This is a genomic window from Streptomyces sp. NPDC001852, from assembly GCF_042891825.1.
GTDB lineage: Bacteria > Actinomycetota > Actinomycetes > Streptomycetales > Streptomycetaceae > Streptomyces.
The window spans coordinates 268691-289310 of sequence record NZ_JBIATN010000002.1; the positions used below are offsets into that span (position 1 = coordinate 268691).

Annotated in this window: 20 protein-coding genes and 2 pseudogenes; 14 read left to right on the forward strand and 8 right to left on the reverse strand. The window is 72.9% G+C overall.

Features of this window, described 5'->3' with window-relative positions; genetic code table 11:
- The first annotated feature begins 106 nt into the window (after nt 1-106).
- Entirely contained in the window at nt 107-802 is a 696-nt protein-coding gene (locus ACFYZB_RS03890) for a uracil-DNA glycosylase (RefSeq protein WP_351209345.1), read from the forward strand.
- Nucleotides 803-830: 28 nt separating this feature from the next.
- On the opposite strand, the gene ACFYZB_RS03895 is transcribed toward ACFYZB_RS03890, so the two are convergent.
- Nucleotides 831-1493 (reverse strand): GntR family transcriptional regulator, encoded by a 663-nt coding sequence (locus ACFYZB_RS03895; RefSeq protein WP_388753965.1) that lies wholly within the window; start codon nt 1491-1493, stop codon nt 831-833.
- Nucleotides 1494-1683: 190 nt separating this feature from the next.
- On the opposite strand from ACFYZB_RS03895, the gene ACFYZB_RS03900 reads away from it, so the two are divergent.
- Complete coding sequence (locus ACFYZB_RS03900; RefSeq protein WP_388753967.1) at nt 1684-3141, forward strand: NCS1 family nucleobase:cation symporter-1; 1458 nt, start codon at nt 1684-1686, stop codon at nt 3139-3141.
- A gap of 5 nt (nt 3142-3146) precedes the next feature.
- A complete protein-coding gene (locus ACFYZB_RS03905; RefSeq protein ID WP_388753970.1) occupies nt 3147-3869 on the forward strand; it encodes an aspartate/glutamate racemase family protein in 723 nt (240 codons plus the stop codon).
- A 49-nt stretch (nt 3870-3918) separates the two neighbouring features.
- Here the strand turns inward: ACFYZB_RS03905 and ACFYZB_RS03910 are convergent, their stop codons facing one another.
- Nucleotides 3919-4374 (reverse strand): GNAT family N-acetyltransferase, encoded by a 456-nt coding sequence (locus tag ACFYZB_RS03910; RefSeq protein ID WP_351209349.1) that lies wholly within the window; start codon nt 4372-4374, stop codon nt 3919-3921.
- Nucleotides 4371-4787, reverse strand: coding sequence for a RidA family protein (locus tag ACFYZB_RS03915; protein ID WP_388753973.1), 417 nt, complete (start codon nt 4785-4787; stop codon nt 4371-4373). The genes ACFYZB_RS03910 and ACFYZB_RS03915 overlap by 4 nt, the downstream gene beginning before the upstream one ends.
- Before the next feature lie 236 nt (nt 4788-5023).
- Here ACFYZB_RS03915 and ACFYZB_RS03920 point away from each other — a divergent pair, with 236 nt between their 5' ends.
- The 6 genes and pseudogenes from ACFYZB_RS03920 (at nt 5024) to ACFYZB_RS03945 (ending at nt 11540) form a co-directional block, all read left to right on the forward strand.
- Nucleotides 5024-5857: a nucleotidyltransferase domain-containing protein gene (locus tag ACFYZB_RS03920; protein ID WP_388754557.1), complete on the forward strand. Its 834-nt coding sequence runs from the start codon at nt 5024-5026 to the stop codon at nt 5855-5857.
- A 269-nt stretch (nt 5858-6126) separates the two neighbouring features.
- A complete protein-coding gene (locus ACFYZB_RS03925; RefSeq protein WP_388754560.1) occupies nt 6127-7902 on the forward strand; it encodes an FUSC family protein in 1776 nt (591 codons plus the stop codon).
- A 15-nt stretch (nt 7903-7917) separates the two neighbouring features.
- Nucleotides 7918-9235: pseudogene (locus tag ACFYZB_RS03930) on the forward strand (amidohydrolase).
- A 20-nt stretch (nt 9236-9255) separates the two neighbouring features.
- Entirely contained in the window at nt 9256-10422 is a 1167-nt protein-coding gene (locus ACFYZB_RS03935) for a cytochrome P450 (RefSeq protein WP_388753975.1), read from the forward strand.
- Nucleotides 10423-10535: 113 nt separating this feature from the next.
- A complete protein-coding gene (locus ACFYZB_RS03940; RefSeq protein ID WP_388753978.1) occupies nt 10536-11210 on the forward strand; it encodes a DUF899 domain-containing protein in 675 nt (224 codons plus the stop codon).
- Between the two features lie 153 nt (nt 11211-11363).
- On the forward strand, nt 11364-11540 hold the full coding sequence (locus tag ACFYZB_RS03945; RefSeq protein ID WP_351209354.1) for a hypothetical protein: 177 nt from the start codon (nt 11364-11366) through the stop codon (nt 11538-11540).
- Between the two features lie 42 nt (nt 11541-11582).
- On the opposite strand, the gene ACFYZB_RS03950 is transcribed toward ACFYZB_RS03945, so the two are convergent.
- The gene (locus tag ACFYZB_RS03950) at nt 11583-11984 is read right to left on the reverse strand and encodes a hypothetical protein (protein ID WP_388754563.1); all 402 of its coding nucleotides are present in this window, start codon (nt 11982-11984) and stop codon (nt 11583-11585) included.
- 218 nt (nt 11985-12202) lie between these two features.
- Nucleotides 12203-12955 (reverse strand): ATP-binding protein, encoded by a 753-nt coding sequence (locus ACFYZB_RS03955; RefSeq protein ID WP_388753981.1) that lies wholly within the window; start codon nt 12953-12955, stop codon nt 12203-12205.
- Nucleotides 12956-13207: 252 nt separating this feature from the next.
- Here ACFYZB_RS03955 and ACFYZB_RS03960 point away from each other — a divergent pair, with 252 nt between their 5' ends.
- Nucleotides 13208-14068 carry a helix-turn-helix domain-containing protein gene (locus ACFYZB_RS03960; protein WP_388753984.1) on the forward strand — a complete coding sequence of 287 codons (861 nt, stop codon included), beginning with the start codon at nt 13208-13210 and terminating at the stop codon, nt 14066-14068.
- Nucleotides 14069-14323, forward strand: coding sequence for a DUF397 domain-containing protein (locus ACFYZB_RS03965; protein ID WP_351209357.1), 255 nt, complete (start codon nt 14069-14071; stop codon nt 14321-14323). It abuts the gene before it with no gap.
- Nucleotides 14324-14588: 265 nt separating this feature from the next.
- Here the strand turns inward: ACFYZB_RS03965 and ACFYZB_RS03970 are convergent, their stop codons facing one another.
- The gene (locus tag ACFYZB_RS03970; protein WP_388753988.1) at nt 14589-16007 is read right to left on the reverse strand and encodes a PLP-dependent aminotransferase family protein; all 1419 of its coding nucleotides are present in this window, start codon (nt 16005-16007) and stop codon (nt 14589-14591) included.
- A gap of 88 nt (nt 16008-16095) precedes the next feature.
- Here ACFYZB_RS03970 and ACFYZB_RS03975 point away from each other — a divergent pair, with 88 nt between their 5' ends.
- Nucleotides 16096-16596, forward strand: a complete 501-nt coding sequence (locus ACFYZB_RS03975; protein WP_388754566.1) for a carboxymuconolactone decarboxylase family protein — start codon at nt 16096-16098, stop codon at nt 16594-16596.
- A gap of 165 nt (nt 16597-16761) precedes the next feature.
- On the opposite strand, the gene ACFYZB_RS03980 is transcribed toward ACFYZB_RS03975, so the two are convergent.
- Nucleotides 16762-18249, reverse strand: a complete 1488-nt coding sequence (locus tag ACFYZB_RS03980) for a glutamate synthase subunit beta (RefSeq protein ID WP_388753991.1) — start codon at nt 18247-18249, stop codon at nt 16762-16764.
- 413 nt (nt 18250-18662) lie between these two features.
- Entirely contained in the window at nt 18663-19358 is a 696-nt protein-coding gene (locus ACFYZB_RS03985) for a DUF2293 domain-containing protein (RefSeq protein ID WP_388753994.1), read from the reverse strand.
- Nucleotides 19359-19445: 87 nt separating this feature from the next.
- Here ACFYZB_RS03985 and ACFYZB_RS03990 point away from each other — a divergent pair.
- Together ACFYZB_RS03990 and ACFYZB_RS03995 are read left to right on the forward strand one after the other, a co-directional pair.
- A pseudogene (locus tag ACFYZB_RS03990) lies at nt 19446-19655 on the forward strand (winged helix-turn-helix transcriptional regulator); the annotation flags it as partial.
- Between the two features lie 305 nt (nt 19656-19960).
- A complete protein-coding gene (locus ACFYZB_RS03995; RefSeq protein WP_388753997.1) occupies nt 19961-20593 on the forward strand; it encodes a uridine kinase in 633 nt (210 codons plus the stop codon).
- Nucleotides 20594-20620 lie beyond the last annotated feature (27 nt).

A 20620-nucleotide genomic window follows, 5' to 3' on the forward strand; every position in this document is an offset into this window, starting at 1 on the left:
GCGGTTCGTGGGGCCGCTGCCGGCGTTCCCGTCCGTACCTGCCCGGGGTTCAGGGCCCCTGCACCCGGCGCCCACGAGAGCCGGTGGAGGGGCATACCGTGGCCGTATGGACGACAGCAGCGCTCTCGACCGGCTCGACCGGCGGGTCGCGGACTGCCGGGCCTGTCCTCGGCTGGTCGAATGGCGCGAGGAGGTGGCCCGTACCAAACGCGCCGCGTTCGCCGACTGGACGTACTGGGGGCGGCCGGTACCCGGCTTCGGCCCCGCCGACGCACGGCTGGTGATCATCGGGCTGGCCCCGGCCGCGCACGGCGGCAACCGCACCGGCCGGATGTTCACCGGCGACCGCTCCGGAGACGTGCTCTACCAGGCGCTGTACGACGAGGGGCTCGCCTCGCAGCCCACGTCCGTCAGCGCCGACGACGGGCTGGAGCTGTACGGCGTCCGTGTGACCGCGCCCGTGCACTGCGCCCCGCCCGCCAACAAGCCGACCCCCGGCGAGCGGGACACCTGCCGCCCCTGGCTGGTCCAGGAGCTGAGGCTGCTGCGCCCGACGCTCAGGGCCGCGGTCGTACTCGGTGCCTTCGGCTGGCAGGCCGCGCTGCCCGCGTTCAGCGAGGCGGGCTGGACCGTGCCCCGGCCCCGCCCGGCCTTCGCCCACGGCACCAGGGTCGCGCTCGACGGCCTCGACCTCTTCGGCTGCTTCCACGTCAGCCAGCGCAACACCTTCACCGGCCGGCTCACCGCGGAGATGCTCCGGGAGGTGCTGCGCACGGCTGCGAAGTCGGCCGGACTGCGGTAACCGGCCGCCGGCCGCCCGCAGTGGTCCCTCAGCCGGCGTCGGCGGGACCGGTTCCGAACAGGTGCCGTACCGTCGATCGGTAGTTGGCGCGGACGTGGTCGAGCGCGTGGGCGCGGGCGCGGTCGGGGTCTCCGGAGGCGATCGCCTCGTACAACTCGCGGTGTTCGGTGAGGAGTTGGGGCCACTCCTCGTTGCGCCGGGTGAGCCAGCGCAGGCGGCCGTCGACCGGCTCCATGACCGAGATCAGCAGGCTGTTGCCGGCCAGGGCGCGGATGCGGTCGTGGAAGCGGGTGTTGATGTCCGTGATCGCCTCGGCGTCGCCCTCCTTCGTCGCCCGCGCCGCCTGGTCGAGCAGGTCCCGCAGCTCCGCCAGGGCCTCGGGGGTCACCCGGGACGCCGCCAGTCCCGCCGCGTACACCTCCAACGCCTCGCGCAGCTCGAAGAGTTCCCTGACGTCGGTCGGGTTCAGCCGGCGCACCACCGTGCGGCGGGCCGACTCGAAGAGGACGAAGCCCTCGGCGACCAGCGCGCGGATCGCCTCCCGCACCGGCACCCGGGAGACGCCGAACCGCTCGGCGAGCTCCCGTTCGACGAGCCGGTCACCGGGTCCGAGGCGTCCGGCGATGATGTCCTCCCGCAGACTCGCCAGGACCCGCTCGCGCACCGCGCCCAGGGGTTCGATCTTCGTCATGGGCCCATCTTCGCCGACGCGAGGCGACTTTTACGGGGCCGTAACGGCAACGACATCGGTCCGGACGCTTGACGACGGCACCATGTCAGCAGTTTGGTATACCAAACGCGGCTCACTGTCGGCTTCCCCGCCTGCAGTCCGTCCGAGTTCCTGCGGTACGGCCCCTTCGTCCCCCTGTCCAGGAGGCCCCGTGTCCCTCGCCGACCGCGCCGAAGCCACCGGCGCCCCCGCGTGCGTCCCCGACCCCCGTCTCGTCAACGAGGACCTCGCCCCCGCCCAGCAGCGGAACTGGAAGGTCTTCGACCTCTTCGCCATGTGGATGTCCGACGTCCACAACCTCGGCAACTACACCTTCGCCGCCGGCCTGCTGGTCCTCGGCATGAACGTCTGGCAGGTCTTCACCTCCCTGCTCGTCGGTTTCGTGCTCATCTACGCCGGCATGAACCGGATGGGCAGGATCGGCCAGCGCCACGGCGTGCCCTTCCCCGTGGTCGGCCGCATCAGCTTCGGCGTCTGGGGGGCCAACATCCCCGCGCTGATCAGAGCCGTGATCGCCATCATGTGGTACGGCATCCAGACCTATCTGGCCTCCGTCGCGGTGAACGTGATGCTGCTGGCGGCCTGGCCGGGCCTGAAGTCCCTCACCCACCACTCCTTCCTCGGCCTGGACGCGCTCGGCTGGATCTCCTTCGTCTCGCTCTGGCTGCTCCAGGCGCTGATCATCCGCCAGGGCATGGAGGCCGTGCGGAAGTTCCAGGACTTCTGCGGCCCGGCGATCTGGCTGGTGATGATCGCACTGGCGCTCTGGGTCCTCGCCAAGGCCCACTGGAGCATCTCGCTCACCTCCACCCCGCACCCGGTGTCCACCGGCGAGCAGTGGCGGCAGTGGTTCGGCGCGATCGGCCTCATCCTCGCCACCTACGGCACGCTGATGCTCAACTTCTGCGACTTCTCCCGCTTCGCGCCCGACTACAGGACCGTCCGGCGCGGCAACTTCTGGGGCCTGCCCATCAACTCCACCGCCTTCGTCGTGGTGTCGGTGATCGTCACGGCCGGCTCGCTGAAGGCGTTCGGTCAGGCCATCACCGACCCCGCGGAGCTGGTCGCCAAGGTCGGCAACACCTGGGTGCTCGTCATCGCCGCGTTCACGTTCGCGGTCGCCACCATGGGCGTCAACATCGTCGCCAACTTCGTCTCACCGGCGTACGACCTCGCCAACGTCTGGCCACAGAAGATCACCTTCAAGGTCGGCGGCATGATCAGCACGGTGGCCGCGCTGGTCGTCACCCCCTGGAACCTCTTCTCCAACCCGACCGTCGTCAACTACTTCCTCGGCGGCCTCGGCGCCTTCCTGGGCCCGCTGTTCGGTGTGATCATGGTCGACTACTACTGGGTCAAGCGCGGCAAGGTCGACGTCGACGCGCTGTTCGACGCCCGGTCGGGCACCCCGTACCACTACCGCAAGGGCGTCAACCCGAGGGCACTGTGGGCGTTCCTGCCTTCCGCCGCCGTGGCCGCCGTGGTGGCGCTGGTGAAGAGCTTCAGCGATGTCGCGCCGTACTCCTGGTTCATCGGTACGGCACTCGCCGCCGCCCTGTACGCGCTGCTGGGCCGCGGGGAGCGCGCGACGACGGCGAAGGAGGCCTGACGGAGTTGCGGATCGTCGTCACCAACTGCAACACCACGCAGGAGATGACCGAGGAGATCGTCCGCGGCGCCCGGGCCGCCGCGGGCCCGGCCACGACGGTGACCGGCCTGACCCCCGCCTGGGGCCCGGCGTCCGCCGAGGGCTGGCTGGACAGTTACCTCTCCGCCGCCGCCGTCCTCGACACCCTGCGGACGTACGACGGCCCCGACTACGACGCCGTCGTCCTGGCCGGCTTCGGCGAGCACGGGCGGGAAGGCGTACGGGAGTTGGTGGACGTCCCGGTCGTGGACATCACCGAGGCCGCCGCCCACCTCGCCTGCCTCCTCGGCCGCCGCTACGGAGTCGTCACCACCCTCGACCGCTCCCGCGGCCAGATCGAGGACAGCCTGGAGACGGCCGGTGTCGCCCGCAACTGCGCCGCCGTCGTCGGCACCGGCCTGGGTGTCCTCGACCTCGCCGACGACCCCGGCCGCACCGAGGCCGCGTTCCTGACGGCGGCCGAGCGGGCCCGGGACGCGGGCGCCGAGGTCCTGGTCCTGGGCTGCGCCGGGATGACGGGACTGCAGCAGGCGGTGGCGGAGAAGCTGGGGCTGCCCGTCGTCGACGGCGTGGCGGCGGCGGTCAAACTCGCCGAGTCCCTGGTCGCCCTGGGCCTGACCACCAGCCGAGCGGGCAGCTACGACAGGCCGCTGCCCAAGGGGAGGAGGTGGGGGCGGCCGGCGCGGTGATCCTGAAGGAGGGGCTCGCAGCCGCGGTGGTGGGCCGGATCCGCCGGGCTCAGGGTCGCCAGACGTACCGTACGTCGGGCTCCCGCTCCTCGTTCCCGCCGCCGTCGGTGGACTCGGCCGCAGCGAAACCGTGGCGCTCGTAGAAGCGGTGGGCGGGCTTGTTGACCTGGAAGGTCCACAGGGTCAGCCCGCCCGGCCTGCGCTCCTTGGCCAGCGCGACGAACCGGTCGCCGATGCCACGCCCCCGCCACTCGGGGGCCAGGTACAACTGGGACAGCAACTCCCCGTCCAGCACCATCAGCCCGACGATCCCCGCGCCGTCGGCCTCCGCCACCCAGGTCTCCCGCAACGGTACGACGACATCCCGGATGTACTCCCGCACCTCGTCGTCGGTGCGCGGCCGGACGACGGAGGGCAGGGCGGCATCGAAGGACCGCAGATACACATCCGCGGCGACACGGGCGTCCGCCGCCACGGCCCGGCGCAGCAGGACCTGCGCCGTCACCGGTCCCCCTCCTGCTCCGGCACCACGGCCGTGGCCGTGATCTCCACCAGCTGCCCGGTGTAGCCGAGACAGGCGACCCCGAGCAGCGTGGACGAGTGCGGACCCGCGCTCAGCCCGGAGGCCTCCACCACCTCCCACACCGCCGACAGCACCGAGGGCTCGCTGCTCACCACGTACACGTCCGTCGCGACCACATGCGTCAAGTCGCTTCCGACGGCGTGCAGTTGCTCGACGAGGTTGGCGATCACCTGCTCGGCCTGCCGCACCGGGTCACCGGGACCGACGAGTTCCCCCGTCTCGTCGAGCGGCACGGCCCCCGCGAGAAAGGCGAGCCTGGTGCCCGCTTCCACCACCGAGGCGTGCGCATAGGTGGGCGGCGGCAAGAGGCCGGAGGCGTTCACTCGTCGGATCATCGCGACTCCCGGGTGGCGGCTGGAACGACCTCCCGATGATCGGCCCCCCTCGGCCCTGTCCGCATCCGGTTTTCTCAGGACACCGGGACACCGGCGGCGGAGGCATCGGCGTACGGACCCTCCACCCGCCGACCGTCCTCCCGTGCCACCCTTTCGAGACGGTCGCGAACCGGAGAGCCTCCCGGGTATTTCGGGCGCGGACTCCGGGACGGCTGCGGCAGGCTGAGCCCATGCCCATGCCCAACCCCGACTCCATGCCCGGCCCCAGCCCCGACCCCGTGCCCCAGCAGCCCGACTCCGTCTTCCTCGCCCGTACCGCCGACCGCCTCGCCGCCCTCCCCACCGTCCGGGCGGTCGCCCTCGGCGGCTCCCGTGCCCAGGGCACCCACCGCGACGACAGCGACTGGGACCTGGCCGTCTACTACCGCGGTCGCTTCGACCCCGACGACCTGCGGGCCGTCGGCTGGGAGGGCGAGGTCTCCGACGTCGGCGGCTGGGGCGGCGGTGTCTTCAACGGCGGCGCCTGGCTGACGATCGACGGACGCCGGGTCGATGTGCACTACCGGGACCTGGACGTGGTCGAACACGAGTTGGCGGAGGCGGAGGCGGGGCGGTTCCGGGTGGAGCCGCTGCTCTTCCATCTCGCAGGCATCCCCACCTACCTGATCGTGGCCGAACTGGCCCTGAACCAGGTGCTCCGCGGCACCCTGCCCCGCCCGGCGGGCTACCCGGCCAGGCTGCGCGTCACCGGCGCCGAGCGCTGGCACGGCACCGCACGCGCCACCCTCGCCTACGCGAAGGTCAACCATGCCGCCTACGGCCGCCTCACCGAGACCGCCGGCTCCATCGCGACGGCCGCCGCCCAGGCCGCGCACGGAGTGCTCGCGGCACGCGGCGAGTGGGTGACGAACGAGAAGCGGTTGCTGGAGCGGGCCGGGCTGCGGGGCATCGACTCGGTGACGGGTGGGCTACGGGCCGAACCGGAGGCCCTCGTCGCCGCCGTGACCGAGGCCGAGGAGATCGTCATCGGCGCATTGCCGGCACCGACGAGCCGGGGCATTCGGCCATAGACGCGTCGGCGCGATCGTTCATCGAGAAGCCGGCGCATTGCGTTCATAAAGAAACCGGCCGACCTGGCACCTTTCACACGCCCGAAACGTGATCACCCCGTTCGTGCCGGGAACGCCCCCTACCGTGGAAGCACAGCCCACCCGGCCACCGTCGTCCGAAGGCAGCACAACCGCCCCCGTACGACAGGAGCCCCGTGTCCCGGCCCGCCGCACCCCTCTGGCTCGCCCATGCCCTGCGCGCCCAGCGCGGACCCGTCCCCTGGAGCGCGATGACCCGGGGCGCCCTCGCCGCCGGGCCGCTGCTGCTCGCCGGCGTCGGCACGGGACACACCGCCCCCGGCGTCCTCGCCGCCATCGCCGCGATGCTCGCCGGTATCAACGACCGGCCCGGCAGCCGGCGTGCCTCCGTCAAGCGGCTCGGGGTGCCCGCGCTGGCCGGGGCGCTCGGGCTGCTCGCCGGGACGTACGCGGGGCAGGGGCTGGCAGCCGTACCGCTGACCCTGGCGCTCACCCTGCTCGGGCTGCTCGCCGGTGGCATCAGCGCGGTCGGGCCCGTCGCCTCCGCCGCCGGAACGCACCTGCTCGTCGGCGCCGCGCTCGGCGCCGGGATGCCCGCGGCCCAGAGCGGCTGGCAGCGGGCCCTCGCCTTCCTCGCCGGGGCCGGCTGGCTGATTCTGCTGCGGCTCGCCCTGCCCACACCCGGCGCGCTCGCCGGGCACTCCCGGTTCGACTTCCGGTTCGACGGGGAGCGGGCGGCGGTCGCCGAGGTGTACGACGCCATCGCGGCGCTGCTCGACGCCGTGGGCCGCGAACGGGCCACCGCCCGGCGGGCCGCGCTCACCGCCGCCCTCGACCACGCCCAGGACGCCCTCGCCGGACCCAGGTTGCGCCGGCATGCCGGCTCCGCCGCCGAGCGCCGGCTGCACGCGCAGTACGTGGCCGCCCTCCCGCTCGCCGAGGCCGCCACCGCCCTGTTCTGGGCGGGGGAGCCCGTCTCCGCGCGGGCCGCGGCAGGACCCCGGCGGCTCGCTGCAGCCGTCCGCGGCAACACCGGCACCGGCCCGTTGCCCGCCCCCCACCGGTCCGCCCCCGCCCTGCGCGCCCTCGACGACGCCCTGCTGCGCGCCGCCGAGACCTTCGACCGGGCCGAGGACGCAGGGCAGCGGCCACCCGCCAGGCGCCGGGACGCGCGACACGCCGTCCGCGCCGCGCTCGGCACCGGCGGACGCGAATACGGGCTGCGGGTCGCCCTCTGCTTCGGAGCCAGCGCCGCCATCGCCCAGGCCCTGCACCACGCCCGCTGGTACGGCCAGCACCAGCACTGGTACTGGCTGCCCGCCACCGCGGTCTTCCTCGTCAAGCCCGACCTCGGGCCGCTCGCCTCCCGCGTACTGTGCCGGGCCGCCGGGACCGTGCTGGGTGCCCTGGTGTTCGCCGGGCTCGCCGCGCTGCTGCCCCGGCCCGCCGGGCTGATCGCGCTGGTCGCGGTCTGCGGGGCGCTCGTGCCGGTCGCCACCCGGCACTTCGCCGCGCTGACGGCCGTCGTCACCGTCCTCGTCCTCGCCCTGATCATGGCCGGCGGCGAGCCGCAGGCCTCCGTCAGCCGGATCGGCGAGACCCTGCTGGCCTGCGCGCTCGTGCTGGTCGTCGGGCATCTGCCGATGCCGGGGGAGCGCGGCGGCGGGGTACGCGCGCGGCTCGCCACGGCCGGGAGCGCCGCGCAGGCCTATCTCGTCCACGTCCTCAGCGAGTCCGGCGACCGCGCCGAGCGGTGGGCGCTGCGCCGGGAGGCCTACCGCACCCTCGCCGAGGCCCGTACCGCCATCGCGCTCGCCGCCGCCGAACTGCCCGCCCTCGCCCGGCACACCACGGGCACGGACGCCGTCGCGGACGTCCTGGAGCGACTTGTCGACACGACCACGGCCTGCGCCGTACACCTCGACGAGACGGGCCGGCTCACGCCCCGGCACGTCAGGCAACTGCGGGATGCCTTGAGCGAGTCGAGGCTCCAGGGCGTCGACGTGCCGCTGCCCGCCGCCGCATAGCCGTACGGTGGGCCCATGCCCGCCAGTCCCGCCGACCTCGTCGTCACCGGCTGCACCGTGCTCGTCCATGACGAGGAGGAAGAGATCGGGTTCCGCGAGGACGCGGCGATCGTCGTACGCGACGGGGTCATCGAGTCGGTCACCACCGCCGCGGCCGCACGGGCAGGTCGCCGTGCCGGGGCTGATCAACTGCCACACGCACGCCCCGATGGTGGCCCTGCGCGGACTCGCCGAGGACCTGCCGACCGAGGAGTGGTTCAACGACGTCGTCTGGCCCGTCGAGTCCAACCTCACCGCCGCCGACGTGGCGTTGGGTGCCCGGCTCGCCTGCGCCGAGATGATCCGGGGCGGGGTGACCTGCTTCGCCGACCACTACTTCCACATGGACACGGTCGCCGCCGTCGTGGCCGAGTGCGGTCTGCGCGCCCACCTCGGCGAGGCCTACTTCTCCAGCCAGGGTCCCGAAGGGCGGGAGCGCTCGGCCGAGTTCGCCCTCCGGCACCGGGGCGGCGCCGGCGGCCGTATCACCACCGCCCTCGCCCCGCACGCCCCCTACACCGTCACCGACGCCGACCTCGCCGCCACCGCCGAGCTCGCCCGCCGGCACGGCCTGCCCGTCCACATCCACGCCGCCGAGAACCGCGAGCAGACCGACGCCAGCCTCGCCCGGCACGGCGCCACCCCCATCGAGGTCCTCGACCGCGCCGGACTCCTCGACACCGACCTGCTCATCGCCCATGGCACCGGCATCCTGGAGCGGGACCTTCCGCTGCTGGCCCGCACCGGGGGCCGTACGGCCGTGGCGACCGCGCCCCGCGGCTACCTCAAGTTCGCCTGGCCGACCACCACACCGGTACGGGCCCTGCGCGCGGCCGGCGTCCCCGTCGGGCTCGCCACGGACGGCGCCGCCTCCAACAACTCCCTCGACGTCTGGGAGTCGATGGCGCTGACCTCCCTGATCCAGAAGTCCACCGAAGGCGATCCTCGCTGGCTGACATCCCGGCAGGCCCTGCACCACGCCACCGTGCAGAGCGCCCGGGCGGTCGGCCTCGGTGACGGCGTCGGCACCCTCGCCCCCGGCCGGCGCGCCGACATCGTCCTCGTCGACCTCACCGGCCCGCACACCCAGCCCGTCCACGACCTCGCCGCCACCCTCGTGCACAGCGCGCGCTCGTCGGACGTCCGCACGACCGTCGTGGACGGCCGGGTCCTGATGCGCGACCGGCGTCTCCTCACCGTCGATGTGCCGTCCGACGCAGGGGAGTTGGCGGCTCGGCTGCCGACGCTGACCGACCGGGGACACGGGCGGCGCATCCAGGAGTACGACACCTGAGGCCGCGTAGTCTGACCGTCATGGATCTCGCGCACGGCCTCATCGACCAGCCCTACGACGTCTACCGGCGCCTGCGCGACACCGCGCCCGTGCAGCGCATCACCGGTCCCGACGGCACCCCCGCCTGGCTGGTCACGCGGTACGAGGACGTGCGGGCCGCGCTCGCCGACCCCCGTCTCTCGCTGGACAAGCGGCACGCCACCCCCGGCACGTACAAGGGCTTCTCGCTGCCGCCCGCCCTCGACGCCAACCTCCTCAACATGGACCCGCCGGACCACACCCGGATCCGGCGCCTGGTCGGCCGCGCCTTCACACCGCGCCGGATCCAGCAGCTCCGCGAGCCCGTCCGCCGTACCGCCGACCGCCTCCTGGACGCGCTCGGGCCGCACGGCAGCACCGACCTCATCGCCTCGTACGCCGCTCCGCTGCCGATCACCGTCATCTGTGACCTGCTCGGCGTGCCGGAGGAACACCGGCTGGACTTCCGGGTCTGGACCGACGCCCTGATCGCCCCCGATCCCTCGCGCCCCGAGGCCGGACGGGAAGCGGTGGTGGCGATGCTCGGCTTCTTCACGCGCCTCCTCGCCGCCAAGCGCGAACAGCCCGCCGACGACCTCCTCTCCGACCTGATCGCCGTACGCGACGAGGGCGACCGGCTCAGCGAGGACGAGCTGATGTCGCTGGCGTTCCTCATCCTCTTCGCCGGGTACGAGAACACGGTCCAGCTCATCGGCAACGCCGTGCTCGCCCTGCTCCGGCATCCGGACCAGCTCGCCGCCCTGCGCAAGGATCCGGAACGACTCCCGTCGGCGGTCGAGGAGTTGAGTCGCTACGAGGGGCCGGCACTGTTCGGGATCCGGCGCTTCGCGGTGGAGGAGGTGACGATCTCCGGTGTCACCGTCCCCGCCGGGGAGACGGTCTGGGTCTCGCTGTCGGCCGCGAACCGTGACCCCGCCCGTTTCCCCGACCCCGACCGCCTCGACCTCTCCCGCGACGCCTCCGGTCATCTCGCCCTCGGCCACGGCATCCACTACTGCCTGGGCGCCCCGCTGGCCCGCGCGGAGACGGAGATCGCGCTCGCGGCCCTGCTCGAACGGTTCCCCGATCTCGCCCTCGGCCCGGGGGAGTTGCGGTGGCGGCCGTCGATGCGGGCGCGGGGGCTGGTGGCGCTGCCGGTGACCTACTGAGCTACTGACCCCCTGCCCCCTGACCCCCTGACAATAAATCTTCGCGTCCGCCGATGAGTTCCGCCCCCGGCGACGGTCATCACCCCGAACCAGGCCGTCGGACAGGAGGACTCATGTCGCTTCCGGACATCGTCTCGCGCGAGCAGTGGCGCACGGCGCGCGAGGAGTTGCTGCGCAAGGAAGAGGCGGTCAGGCGAGCCCGCGAGGTCCTCGGGGAGGCGCGGCGGCGGCTGCCCATGGTCGAGGTCGACGCGGAGTACGTCTTCGAGGGCGGCGACGGCAAGGCCACCCTGCTGGACCTCTTCGAGGGCCGGGCCCAGCTCGTCGTCCACCACTTCGTGTTCGCCCCGGAGTCGGAGTCCGGCTGCCCGTGCTGCTCGGCCCTCCTGGACCAGGTCGGCGACCTGGCCCACCTGCGGGCCCGGAACACCTCGTTCGCGGCCGTCTCCCGCGCGCCGTACACCCGGATCCTGCCGTTCAAGGCGCGGATGGGCTGGGTGGTGCCCTGGTACTCCTCGTCGTGCTCCGCCTCCCACGGAGAACTCGACTTCAACCCCGACTTCAACCTCGACTTCGAGGCCACGGTGGAGTCGGACCGGGGCCTGGTCGACCGGCCGGGCGTCAGCTGCTTCCTGCGCGACCACGACCGGGTCTTCCACACCTATTCGGTGTACGACGACGGGCTGGACGGGCTCGGCACGCTCGCCGGTCTGCTCGACCTCACCGCGCTCGGCCGCAGCCCCGCCTGCGGCGACCGGCTGCGCCTTCACGATGAGTACGACTACTGACACGAAACGTGCGTTTGGCGCCACACAGTGAACGGTTTCTCACGCTCCGCGCCGAACGAGTGTAGGTAATGTCTCAGTCCCGTCACCGAGCGAGGCGTTTCCCTCCCCCAGGGCGTTGACTCCTACAGGTACGACGCTTTCTGGAGGTGCGAGATGGTGAACGGGCGAACGGTGCTCGAGCGCTTTCCCGCCGGTGGTCCGCGGGGATCCCGGCCCGCGGAGGAGTTCGCGCACGCACGGCGTCTCGAAGGCCTGCCCGCCGAGGTCGTCATGGACCTCGCGACGGACACGTTCCTGGTGATCGTGCGGGGCACCGAGACGACCGAATGAGCGGACCGCTGGCGCTGACGGACCGTGGTACCCCCGTGCGTGTCACGGCCTGGGCGAGGCCAGTGACCAGTCCGGAGCCGTCCCGGTCACCCGGCACAGGGCCAGGTACAGCGGGATCGGCGGGGTGTACGGGACCGTGCCCTCCGGGCGGTGGATGAGCCGGGCGCTGCCGGTCACCAGGGCGCCGGGGGCGTAGTGGGCCGGGGACGGCCAGGGCAGGGCGTAGTCGGAATCCGACGGAACGATCCACCACCAGCGGGCGCCGTCGGTGTACACACAGCCCAGCCGGGGCAGCCGGGGTACGACCAGGGGGCCGAGGCGGTCGGGCACGGCCACGGCGTCGCAGCCGAGCGGTGCGGTCATGCCGTCCGGCACCGCGAGCCGACGGGGTGCGTCCGGGACGGACCTGAGCCGCTGCAGCCGCACCAGCGTGTCCAGACCCAGGGACCCCTCGGGGCCCCGGGCGGCGGCAGAGGTGGCATGGGCGGCGCGGGCGACTCCGAGGGCACTGGGTGGGAAGGGACTCGTGACGGCGTGCCTGTCGCCGCCGGTGTTGTTCCCGGCGGAGCCGTATCCGTTGGAGTCGTAGTCGTTGGAGTCGTACCCGCCGGTGCCGTGGTCGCCGGCGTCGTACCCGTGGTCGCCGGAGCCGAACCATGCGGTCACGGCCGCTCCTCGGCGCGGTGCTGCTCGGGGATTCGGTGCAGAGACTGGTGCGGGGGTCGGTCCAGGGGGCGGTGCCGGTGGAGGTCCGGTGCCCCGTGGCGGTGCGGGTGCTGGTGCTCTGTGGCGAGATGGCGAGGGAGTCCGGCGGCCCCCTGCCGGCCCTCCGGTGTCTCGTCCTCACCGGAGTCGTCCGGGCGGCCCGGCTTGGGGCGGGCGCCCCAGCCCAGGTCGCCCCGCGGAGCTGCGGTGTCGTGGGCCGTGTCGGCCCGGCGGGCCAGCTCCGCCCAGACCAGCAGCCCGGGCCCGTGTTCCTGGGCGCCCCAGGCCCGGCACAGCGCGGCGACGAGGAGCAATCCCCTCCCATGCTCCTCGTCGGGCCGCTGCGGGGACGGGTGAGGCTCGCCGGGAGCGCAGCCCTCGTCGCGTACCGCTATGCGCACGGTGTCGTCGTGGTCGTGCAGCTCGCACACCACACGACCGCTCGCGGTGTGCACGATCGCGTTCGTGACCAGCTCGGATATGACCAGGGCCGCGCTGTCGCAGGTGTCCTCGCACACCGACCAGCCGGTCAGCCGGGCGCGCGCCAGGCGTCTCGCCTGGGCGACGGAACCCGGATGTGCGGCCAGCTCGAAGCGGAACCGGCGCCCGGCAGCGCCCCCGTCGGGGGCTGCTCCCGTGGCAGCGCCGAGACCGGGACGGTCTGCGGCGGCGTCTGTTCCTAAGGGCGCGGACGGAATCACGCTTGCCACTATCTCCCTGCCGTGAACACTTGGCAAGTGTCACTCTGAAAAATGCAGAGTGCTGTGTGACTCGGTCAGAGGCCGTGGCACACTGCTCGCAACAGCACGTCGAGCGGCGCCAATTGGGGTCATCGAAGAGCCGACCCGGTCTTCGAATGCATCTTCGAGTGGCGCCGCAGGGCTGTCGGGAATCAGGGAAACGCCTGTCAGGGAACAGCTGTCGGCGAACGTCCGGTGGAGACGTCCGGTGGAGGTGAGAGCGTGAGCGAACCGCGGTCCGCACCGACGGTGGGTCAGGTGGTGCTCGGCCGACGCCTGTTGGACCTGCGGGAACGCGCCGGACTGAAGCGCGAGGAGGCCGCCCGCGTACTGCGCGTCGCGCCCGCCACCGTACGCCGCATGGAGATGGCCGAGGTCTCCCTCAAGATCCCCTACCTGCAACTGCTGCTGAAGGCCTACGGCGTGCCCGAAGACGAGGCCGAACTCTTCGTCCAGCTGGCCGAGGAGGCCAACAGGCCGGGCTGGTGGCAGCGCTTCCACGACATCCTGCCCGGCTGGTTCTCGATGTACGTCAGCCTGGAGGGCGCGGCCGGCCTCATCCGCTCCTATGAGCCGCACTTCGTCCCCGGCCTGCTCCAGACCGAGGACTACGCCCGCGGTGTGCTCAGGTCCGGTGCCATCGGCCAGACCAGCCCGGACGACATCGAGCGGCACGTCGCCCTGCGCATGCAACGCCAGCAACTGCTCACCCGTCCCGACGCCCCCCGCTTCTGGGCGGTGATGGACGAGACCGCCCTGCGCCGCCCGGTCGGCCCGCCGGAGGTGATGCGCGCGCAGATCGACAAGTTGCTCGAGGCCACGAAGCTGCCCCATGTGACGCTCCAGGTCGCCCCGTTCGCCAGCGGGCCGCACCCGGGGACGTACGGGCCCTTCGTGCTGTTCCGATTCGCCGTGCCGGAGTTGCCGGACATGGTCTACAGCGAGTACCTGACCGGCGCCGTCTATCTGGACGCGCGCACGGAGGTGGCGACCCACCTCGAGGTCATGGACCGCATGGCGGCGCAGGCCGCTACGGCACAACGCACGAAGGAGATCCTCCGGGATCTCCGCAAGGAGCTGTGAATGGATCGCATCACGCCGCGCGGAGACGTCTACAACGGCATGCCCGCGCGGGAGTTGGGCAGCGAGGGCTGGCACAAGCCCTGGAGCGGCGGCAACGGCGGGAACTGCCTGGAGGCGATGAAACTGGCCGACGGCCGGATCGCCGTACGCCAGTCCACCGACCCGGACGGTCCGGCACTGATCTACACCGCGGCCGAGATGACCGCGTTCATCGAGGGCGCCAAGGCGGGGGAGGCCGACTTCCTGCTGTCCTGACCTCGACCGTGTGTTGCCTCTCGCTCAACTTCCTTGTCGTGGTGCATATTGGCTGCGCGGCCGCTCGCTCAGCGCTTATGGTGGATCCGGTTCAGGTGCGCAGGCAGTGGATCCTTCCGTCGCAAGTCATCGCTACCCCCCGGTCCGCCGGACCACTCCGGCACGACCGGTCATACCGGTCGCCGAAACCTCGAGCGAGCCTCGGCCACCGGTACGCGAAGGTTTACGTCACCGCCGCCGACCCCGATCTCTGAACCACCGCTCCTCACCCGGGAGGCAGCACCCCGCACAGCGCCTCCAACGCCGCAGGGTAGGCGTGCTCGGCGGCGGCCGCATAGCCCACGACCAGTCCGTCACCCACCGCCGCCGCCTCCGGATGCCGGAACGCGGCGAGTCCGTCCAGGGCGATCCCCTGCCACGCGGCGGCCTCCACCGTGGACCGCTCGGTGCCCGGCGGCAGCCGCAGCACAGCGTGCAGCCCGGCCGCGATCCCGGTCACCTGGACGTGCGGCGCGTGCTCGGCGAGCGCGGCGACGAGCCGGTCACGCCGGTGCCGGTAGCGCTGCCGCATGCGCCGCACATGACGGTCGTACGACCCGGAGACGATGCACTCCGCCAAGGCCAGCTGGTCCAGGACGCTCGCCCAGCCCTCCCGCTCGCCCTTCGCCGCCAGCACGGGCCCGACATACCGCTCCGGCAGCACCATCCAGCCCAGCCGCAGCGCCGGTGACAGGCTCTTGCTGACCGACCCGAGGTGGATCACCCGCTCCGGATCGAGGCCCTGGAGCGCGCCGACCGGCTTGCGGTCGTACCGGAACTCGCCGTCGTAGTCGTCCTCCAGTACGACCGTCCCACGCGCGCGTGCCCAGTCGATCACGGCCGCCCGGCGCTCCGGGTGCAGCGGGCCGCCGGTCGGGAACTGGTGTGCCGGCGTGAGCAGCACGGCCCGCTCCCGCCCCAGTGCATCCACCCGCGCGCCGTCCTCGTCCAGCGGCAGCGGCACGGTCCGCACCCCGGCTGTCGTGAGCAGGCCCCGGTGGAAGTCCAGCCCGTACGCCTCCACGCCCAGCGGACCGCGCAGCACCCCGCCCGAGCCCTGGCCGAACAGCAGCCGCAGCGCGTGCGCGAAGCCCGAGCAGACCACGATCCGGTCCGGCTCCGTCCGCACGCCACGCGTGCGTGCCAGATATTCGGTCAGCGCCTCCCGCAGCTCGCGGCGCCCTGCGGGATCCCCCGGCCCGAAGGCCTCGGCCGGCGCCGCCTGGAGCGCCCGCCGATAGCAGGCCGACCAGGCCGTCCGCGGGAACGCCGACGCGTCCGGCGTGCCCTGCCGCAGCTCGTGCCGCGGGCCACGCGCGCGTGGAGGTGCCTTCACGGGCGTCCGTACGGCGTGTCGCAGCGGCTCCGCCCGGTCGGCGAGCCGGGTGCCCGAACCCTGACGGGCGGTCAGCCAGCCCTCCGCGACGAGTTCCGCATAGGCGTCGGCCACTGTGTTGCGGGCCATGCCCAGATCGGCGGCGAGCGAGCGGTACGGCGGCAACCGGGTGCCCGGCGCCAGCCGCCCGCTGCGCACGGCCTCCCGCAGCGCCCGGGTCAGCGCCGCACGCCGCCCGCCCGGACCCGGCAGCTCAAGGTGCAGGTCGGCGCCGATTCGCTCCGCGGAATTGACCCACGATTCCGTCATGGGAATGCACCCTACGACCGATCTATCCGGCCCGTAGGTTGAAGCCGTGACGACGAACACGCACACCACCGCAGCCGGCAACACGGACATCACCGCAGCCGGCATCACCACCGCGATCGCCGAGGCCGAGGCCTCCCGGAGCCGACTGGACTTCGCGAAGTCCGCGCCGAAGGTCTTCCGCGCCGTCATCGGCTTCGACGCCGCCGCCCGCGCGGGCCTCGACCCGGCGCTGGTCGAGCTGATCCAGATCCGCGCCTCGCACCTCAACCACTGCGCCTACTGCCTGCACATGCACACGGGCGACGCCCGCAAGGCCGGCGAGAGCGAGGACCGGCTGCACATGGTCGCCGTCTGGCGCGAGGCCCGGCACTTCTTCACCCCGAAGGAACAGGCCGCCCTCGCACTCACGGAGGCCCTGACCCTCGTCGCCGACGCGGGCGTCCCCGACTCCGTCCACGCCGAGGCCGCGGCCCACTTCGAGGAGGAGGAACTGGCCCACGTCATCGCCGTGATCTGCACGATCAACACGTGGAACCGAGTGGCCCTGGCCACGGGGAAGGTGGCGGGGACGGACGAGCGCGCCGGCTGACCTGGCCGGGAGGCGCGGGCGGGGGCCGGGAGTCGCGGGCGCCGATCGCCTCGCCTCATCCCGCCGCGATGGCAGCAACCACAGCGGCGCAACCCGGGGGTGCCCGACCGGCCGTCACCACAGCCGAGGACAACCGGCGGCCGCACCGAAACCGCCGGCCGACGCCTACACCCTCATCGGCCGATCCCTCGGAGAGACCGGTGCCGGCAACCGTGAACTCCCGGTCAGATAGTGGTCGACGGCCGCCGCCACCGCCCGCCCCTCCGCGATCGCCCAGACGATGAGCGACTGCCCGCGCGCCGCGTCCCCGGCGGCGAACACCCCGGGAACATTGGTCGCGAAGCCGTCGTCCCGGGCGATCGTGCCGCGCGGCTGGAGCGTCAGCCCCAACTGGCCGATCAGCCCGTCCTCCTGGTCCGGACCGGAGAACCCGAGGGCGAGCAGCACGAGATCGGCGGGCAGCGTCCGCCCGGAGCCCGGCACCGGCTGCCGCCGCTCGTCCACCTCCACCAGGTGCAGCGAGCGCACCCGCCCCCGGCCGTCCCCGGCGAAGCGGAGCGTGGAGGCAGCGAACAGCCGCGCGTCCGCGTCCGCCGCCGGTGCCGTACGCAGGTCCCGCGCCTCCTCGTGCGCGGCAGACAGCCGGTAGATCTTCGGGTACGTCGGCCATGGCTCGGCGTCCTCGTCGCGCTCGGCGCCCGGCTGCGCGTAGATGTCGAGCTGGGTCACGGACGCGGCCCCCTCGCGCACCGCGGTCCCCAGACAGTCCGCCCCGGTGTCCCCGCCTCCCACGATCACCACATGCTTGCCGGCCGCCGACAGCGGCGACACTTCCAGATCCCCCTCACACACCCGATTGGCCAGCGGCAGATACTCCATCGCCTGGTGTATCCCGTTCAACTCCCGGCCCGGCACCGGAAGTTCCCGCCACGCCGTGGCCCCCGTGGCGATGACGACGGCGTCGTACCGACCCCGCAGCTCCGCCGCCCCGACATCCCGCCCGACCGCCGTCGACGTACGGAACTTCGTCCCCTCGGCCCGCATCTGCTCGATCCGCCGCTCCAGATGCCGCTTCTCCATCTTGAACTCGGGGATCCCGTACCGCATCAGCCCGCCGATCCGGTCGTCCTTCTCGTACACGGCGACCGTGTGCCCGGCCCGGGTCAGCTGCTGTGCCGCGGCGAGCCCGGTCGGCCCGGAGCCGATGACGGCGACCGTCTTCCCGGACAGCCGCTCGGGCGGCCGCGCCTGGGTGAAACCTTCCTCCCAGGCCCGGTCGGCGATCGCGCACTCGACGTTCTTGATGGTGACGGCCGGCTGGTTGATCGCGAGCACGCATCCCGCCTCACAGGGCGCCGGGCACAACCGCCCGGTGAACTCGGGGAAGTTGTTGGTGGCGTGCAACCGGTCGCCGGCCGCCCGCCAGTCCTCCCGCGAGACGAGGTCGTTCCACTCCGGGATCAGATTGCCCAGCGGACAGGCGTCGTGACAGAACGGGATGCCGCAGTCCATGCACCGGTCGGCCTGCTTGCTGATGATGGGCAGCAGCGCTCCCGGGACGTACACCTCGTCCCAGTCCCGCACCCGCTCCTCGACGGGCCGCCGCGGCCACTCCTGGCGCGGCGTGGTCATGAACCCCTTGGGATCGGCCATGGTCGTCTTCCTCGCGTACAGACACCGCGCGGGTATCGGGTGTACGACGAGCCGTACGCCGCCGGGCGGCATCCTTCGGCACCCTTTCGGGACTCTTTCGGCCACGATACGTCCGCGCTGACCGCCGCGCAGAATGGTGGACAGCGCTTTCTGGCGCAGCGCCCCCAGCCCGGCACCCGACCCCTTTCCGGCTCCCTCCGCAGGACCCGTTCCGACGGGCCTGCCAAGGGGTACCCAGGGCCACGACCAGTACGAAGAACGGGCCCGCGATCATCTCCGTGCCTCATCTCGCGCCGTTCCGCCCGGCACGCACCCGGCATGCACCATCACCCTCAGTGAATACCGAGAAGCGATCCCAGGGCATGGCCGAGAAACCTCACGATCCACCCGCGAGTGTCCCCGCCCCGCCCCGCTCAGCCTGCTTCCGCCCCCGCGTCCTGCCAGGCCCGCAGCACGCTCTCCACGGCCGGGGCGATCCGGCGCCGTGCCTCGTACCGTGGCACCCCGTTCATCAGCAGCTGGTCGTACGGCGTGTCCACATGCCGTACGGCCGCCACGACCGCCGAGACCACCGCTCCCTCCGACAGCGCCCGCCCGGCCGCGCTGCGCCCGACCCGCCCACTGCCACGCATGGACGCGTGCGCCGCGATGGCCCCCGCGCGATCGGCAGGGCAGCCGGGAAACAGCCGCAGGATCTCGGCCGCGAACGCCGCCGCGAACCGATCGTCCTCCGCCGCCCGGCGTCGTGCGTCCCGGGCCCGCCGCCTGCGCCGGGCCTCCGCGTCCGCCAGGCAGCGGGCCTCGGCCCGGGCCAGCGCCGCCTCCTCCACGAGCACGCCCTGCCGCTCGTAACGGCTCTTGCGCCGGTTGAACCGCACCACGACGACCGACAGCCCGCTCTCCTCCCTCGACCTGCGGGTCAGCGCGGTGTCCCCGCGCGGCAGGAACACCAGGTGTCCGAGGTCCGCGCAGCCGAGGCAGCGCGGTGCCCCGTCCTCCAGCACGAGCAGCGACAGCGGCCCGCGCCGGCAGGTGGCGCACCGCTTGGGCTTCTGCGCCTGGATGACGACAAGCCGACCGGGGGAGTGGGGAGTTGAGGGAAGCGCCATACGCGGTACTTTCCCCGCCACCGCGCCCGCTTCCCACGCCGTGCCTACTCCTTCTTCTCGTTCTGCTCCCCCTCCCCTTTCGCCTCGAGAGCCACCGGTCATAGAGCCCTGCGCGCGATGGAACGCGACGGCCTGGTCGACCGCACCGCCTTCGACGAGAACCCGCCCCGCGTCGAGTACGCCCTCGCCCCGCCCGGCCGCACGCTGATCCCTCTCCTTGATGCGGCACGCACCTGGAGCGAGACGCATCTCCCGACCTTGCTGGCGGCCCGCCGGGCGTCCGAGCGTCGCCGCTGATCCCACCGCTCTGCCGCCGACCGGTCCGTCCTCGGCCTCAGCCCACATCTCGCCCTGACAGGCGCCGTCACCTCGTTCCCTCCGTTCTCCGTCCTCCGTTCTCCGTCCGGGATCGCGCCCGGCTACCGTGCACCGCACCACCGCTGAGAGGCGCTGCTCCCTCGCCCCCCGACGGCCGAGACGGTGCCCGCCTCCGCTGTACCGTCCGTCCCACTGGCGGGTGCCGTAGCCTCGCCCCCTCCGCCGGCCAGGCCCGCCCCGACAGCCGCTGTCACCTCACCTTCCGCACCCGGCATCATGGCCCTGTGCGACTCGAAGCGATCACCTGGGACCGGCTCGCCGAGCTGCTCGCCGATCGGCTGGCCGGGCTGGAGCCGGCCGATGGGAGCGCCTGGCTGCGTGTCGGCTTCGACGGGGCCCCGGCCGCCCGGCCCGGGGACCTCGCCGAACGGGTCGGGGAGGCGCTGCGGGTGCGCGGCCGCCCTTCACTCGTGGTCGGCGCCGAGGGCTTCCTGCGACCCGCCTCGCTCCGCCTGGAACACGGACGGCGCGACGCGGAGTCGTACTACGGCGGATGGTTCGACACCGGTGCCCTGTGGCGCGAGGTCTTCGGCCCGCTCGACCCCGGCGGCAGCGGGCGCGTCCTGCCCGATCTGTGGGACCCGGCCACCGACCGAGCCACTCGCAGCCCCTATGTCCAACTCCCGCCCGGCGGGGTCCTGTTGCTCCACGGCCCCCTCCTGCTGCGGCACTGGTTCCCTTTCGACCTGACCGTGCACCTCCTCCTCTCCCCGGGCGCCCTGCGCCGTCGTACTGCCGAGGCCGAGCACTGGACGCTCCCCGCCTTCGAGCGCTACGAGTCCGAGACCGACCCCGCCGGCACGGCGGACGTCCTGGTACGCGCCGACGACCCGCGCCATCCCGCCTGGAGCGGCTGAACCGGGCCGCCGGCAGTGTGCCCCCGC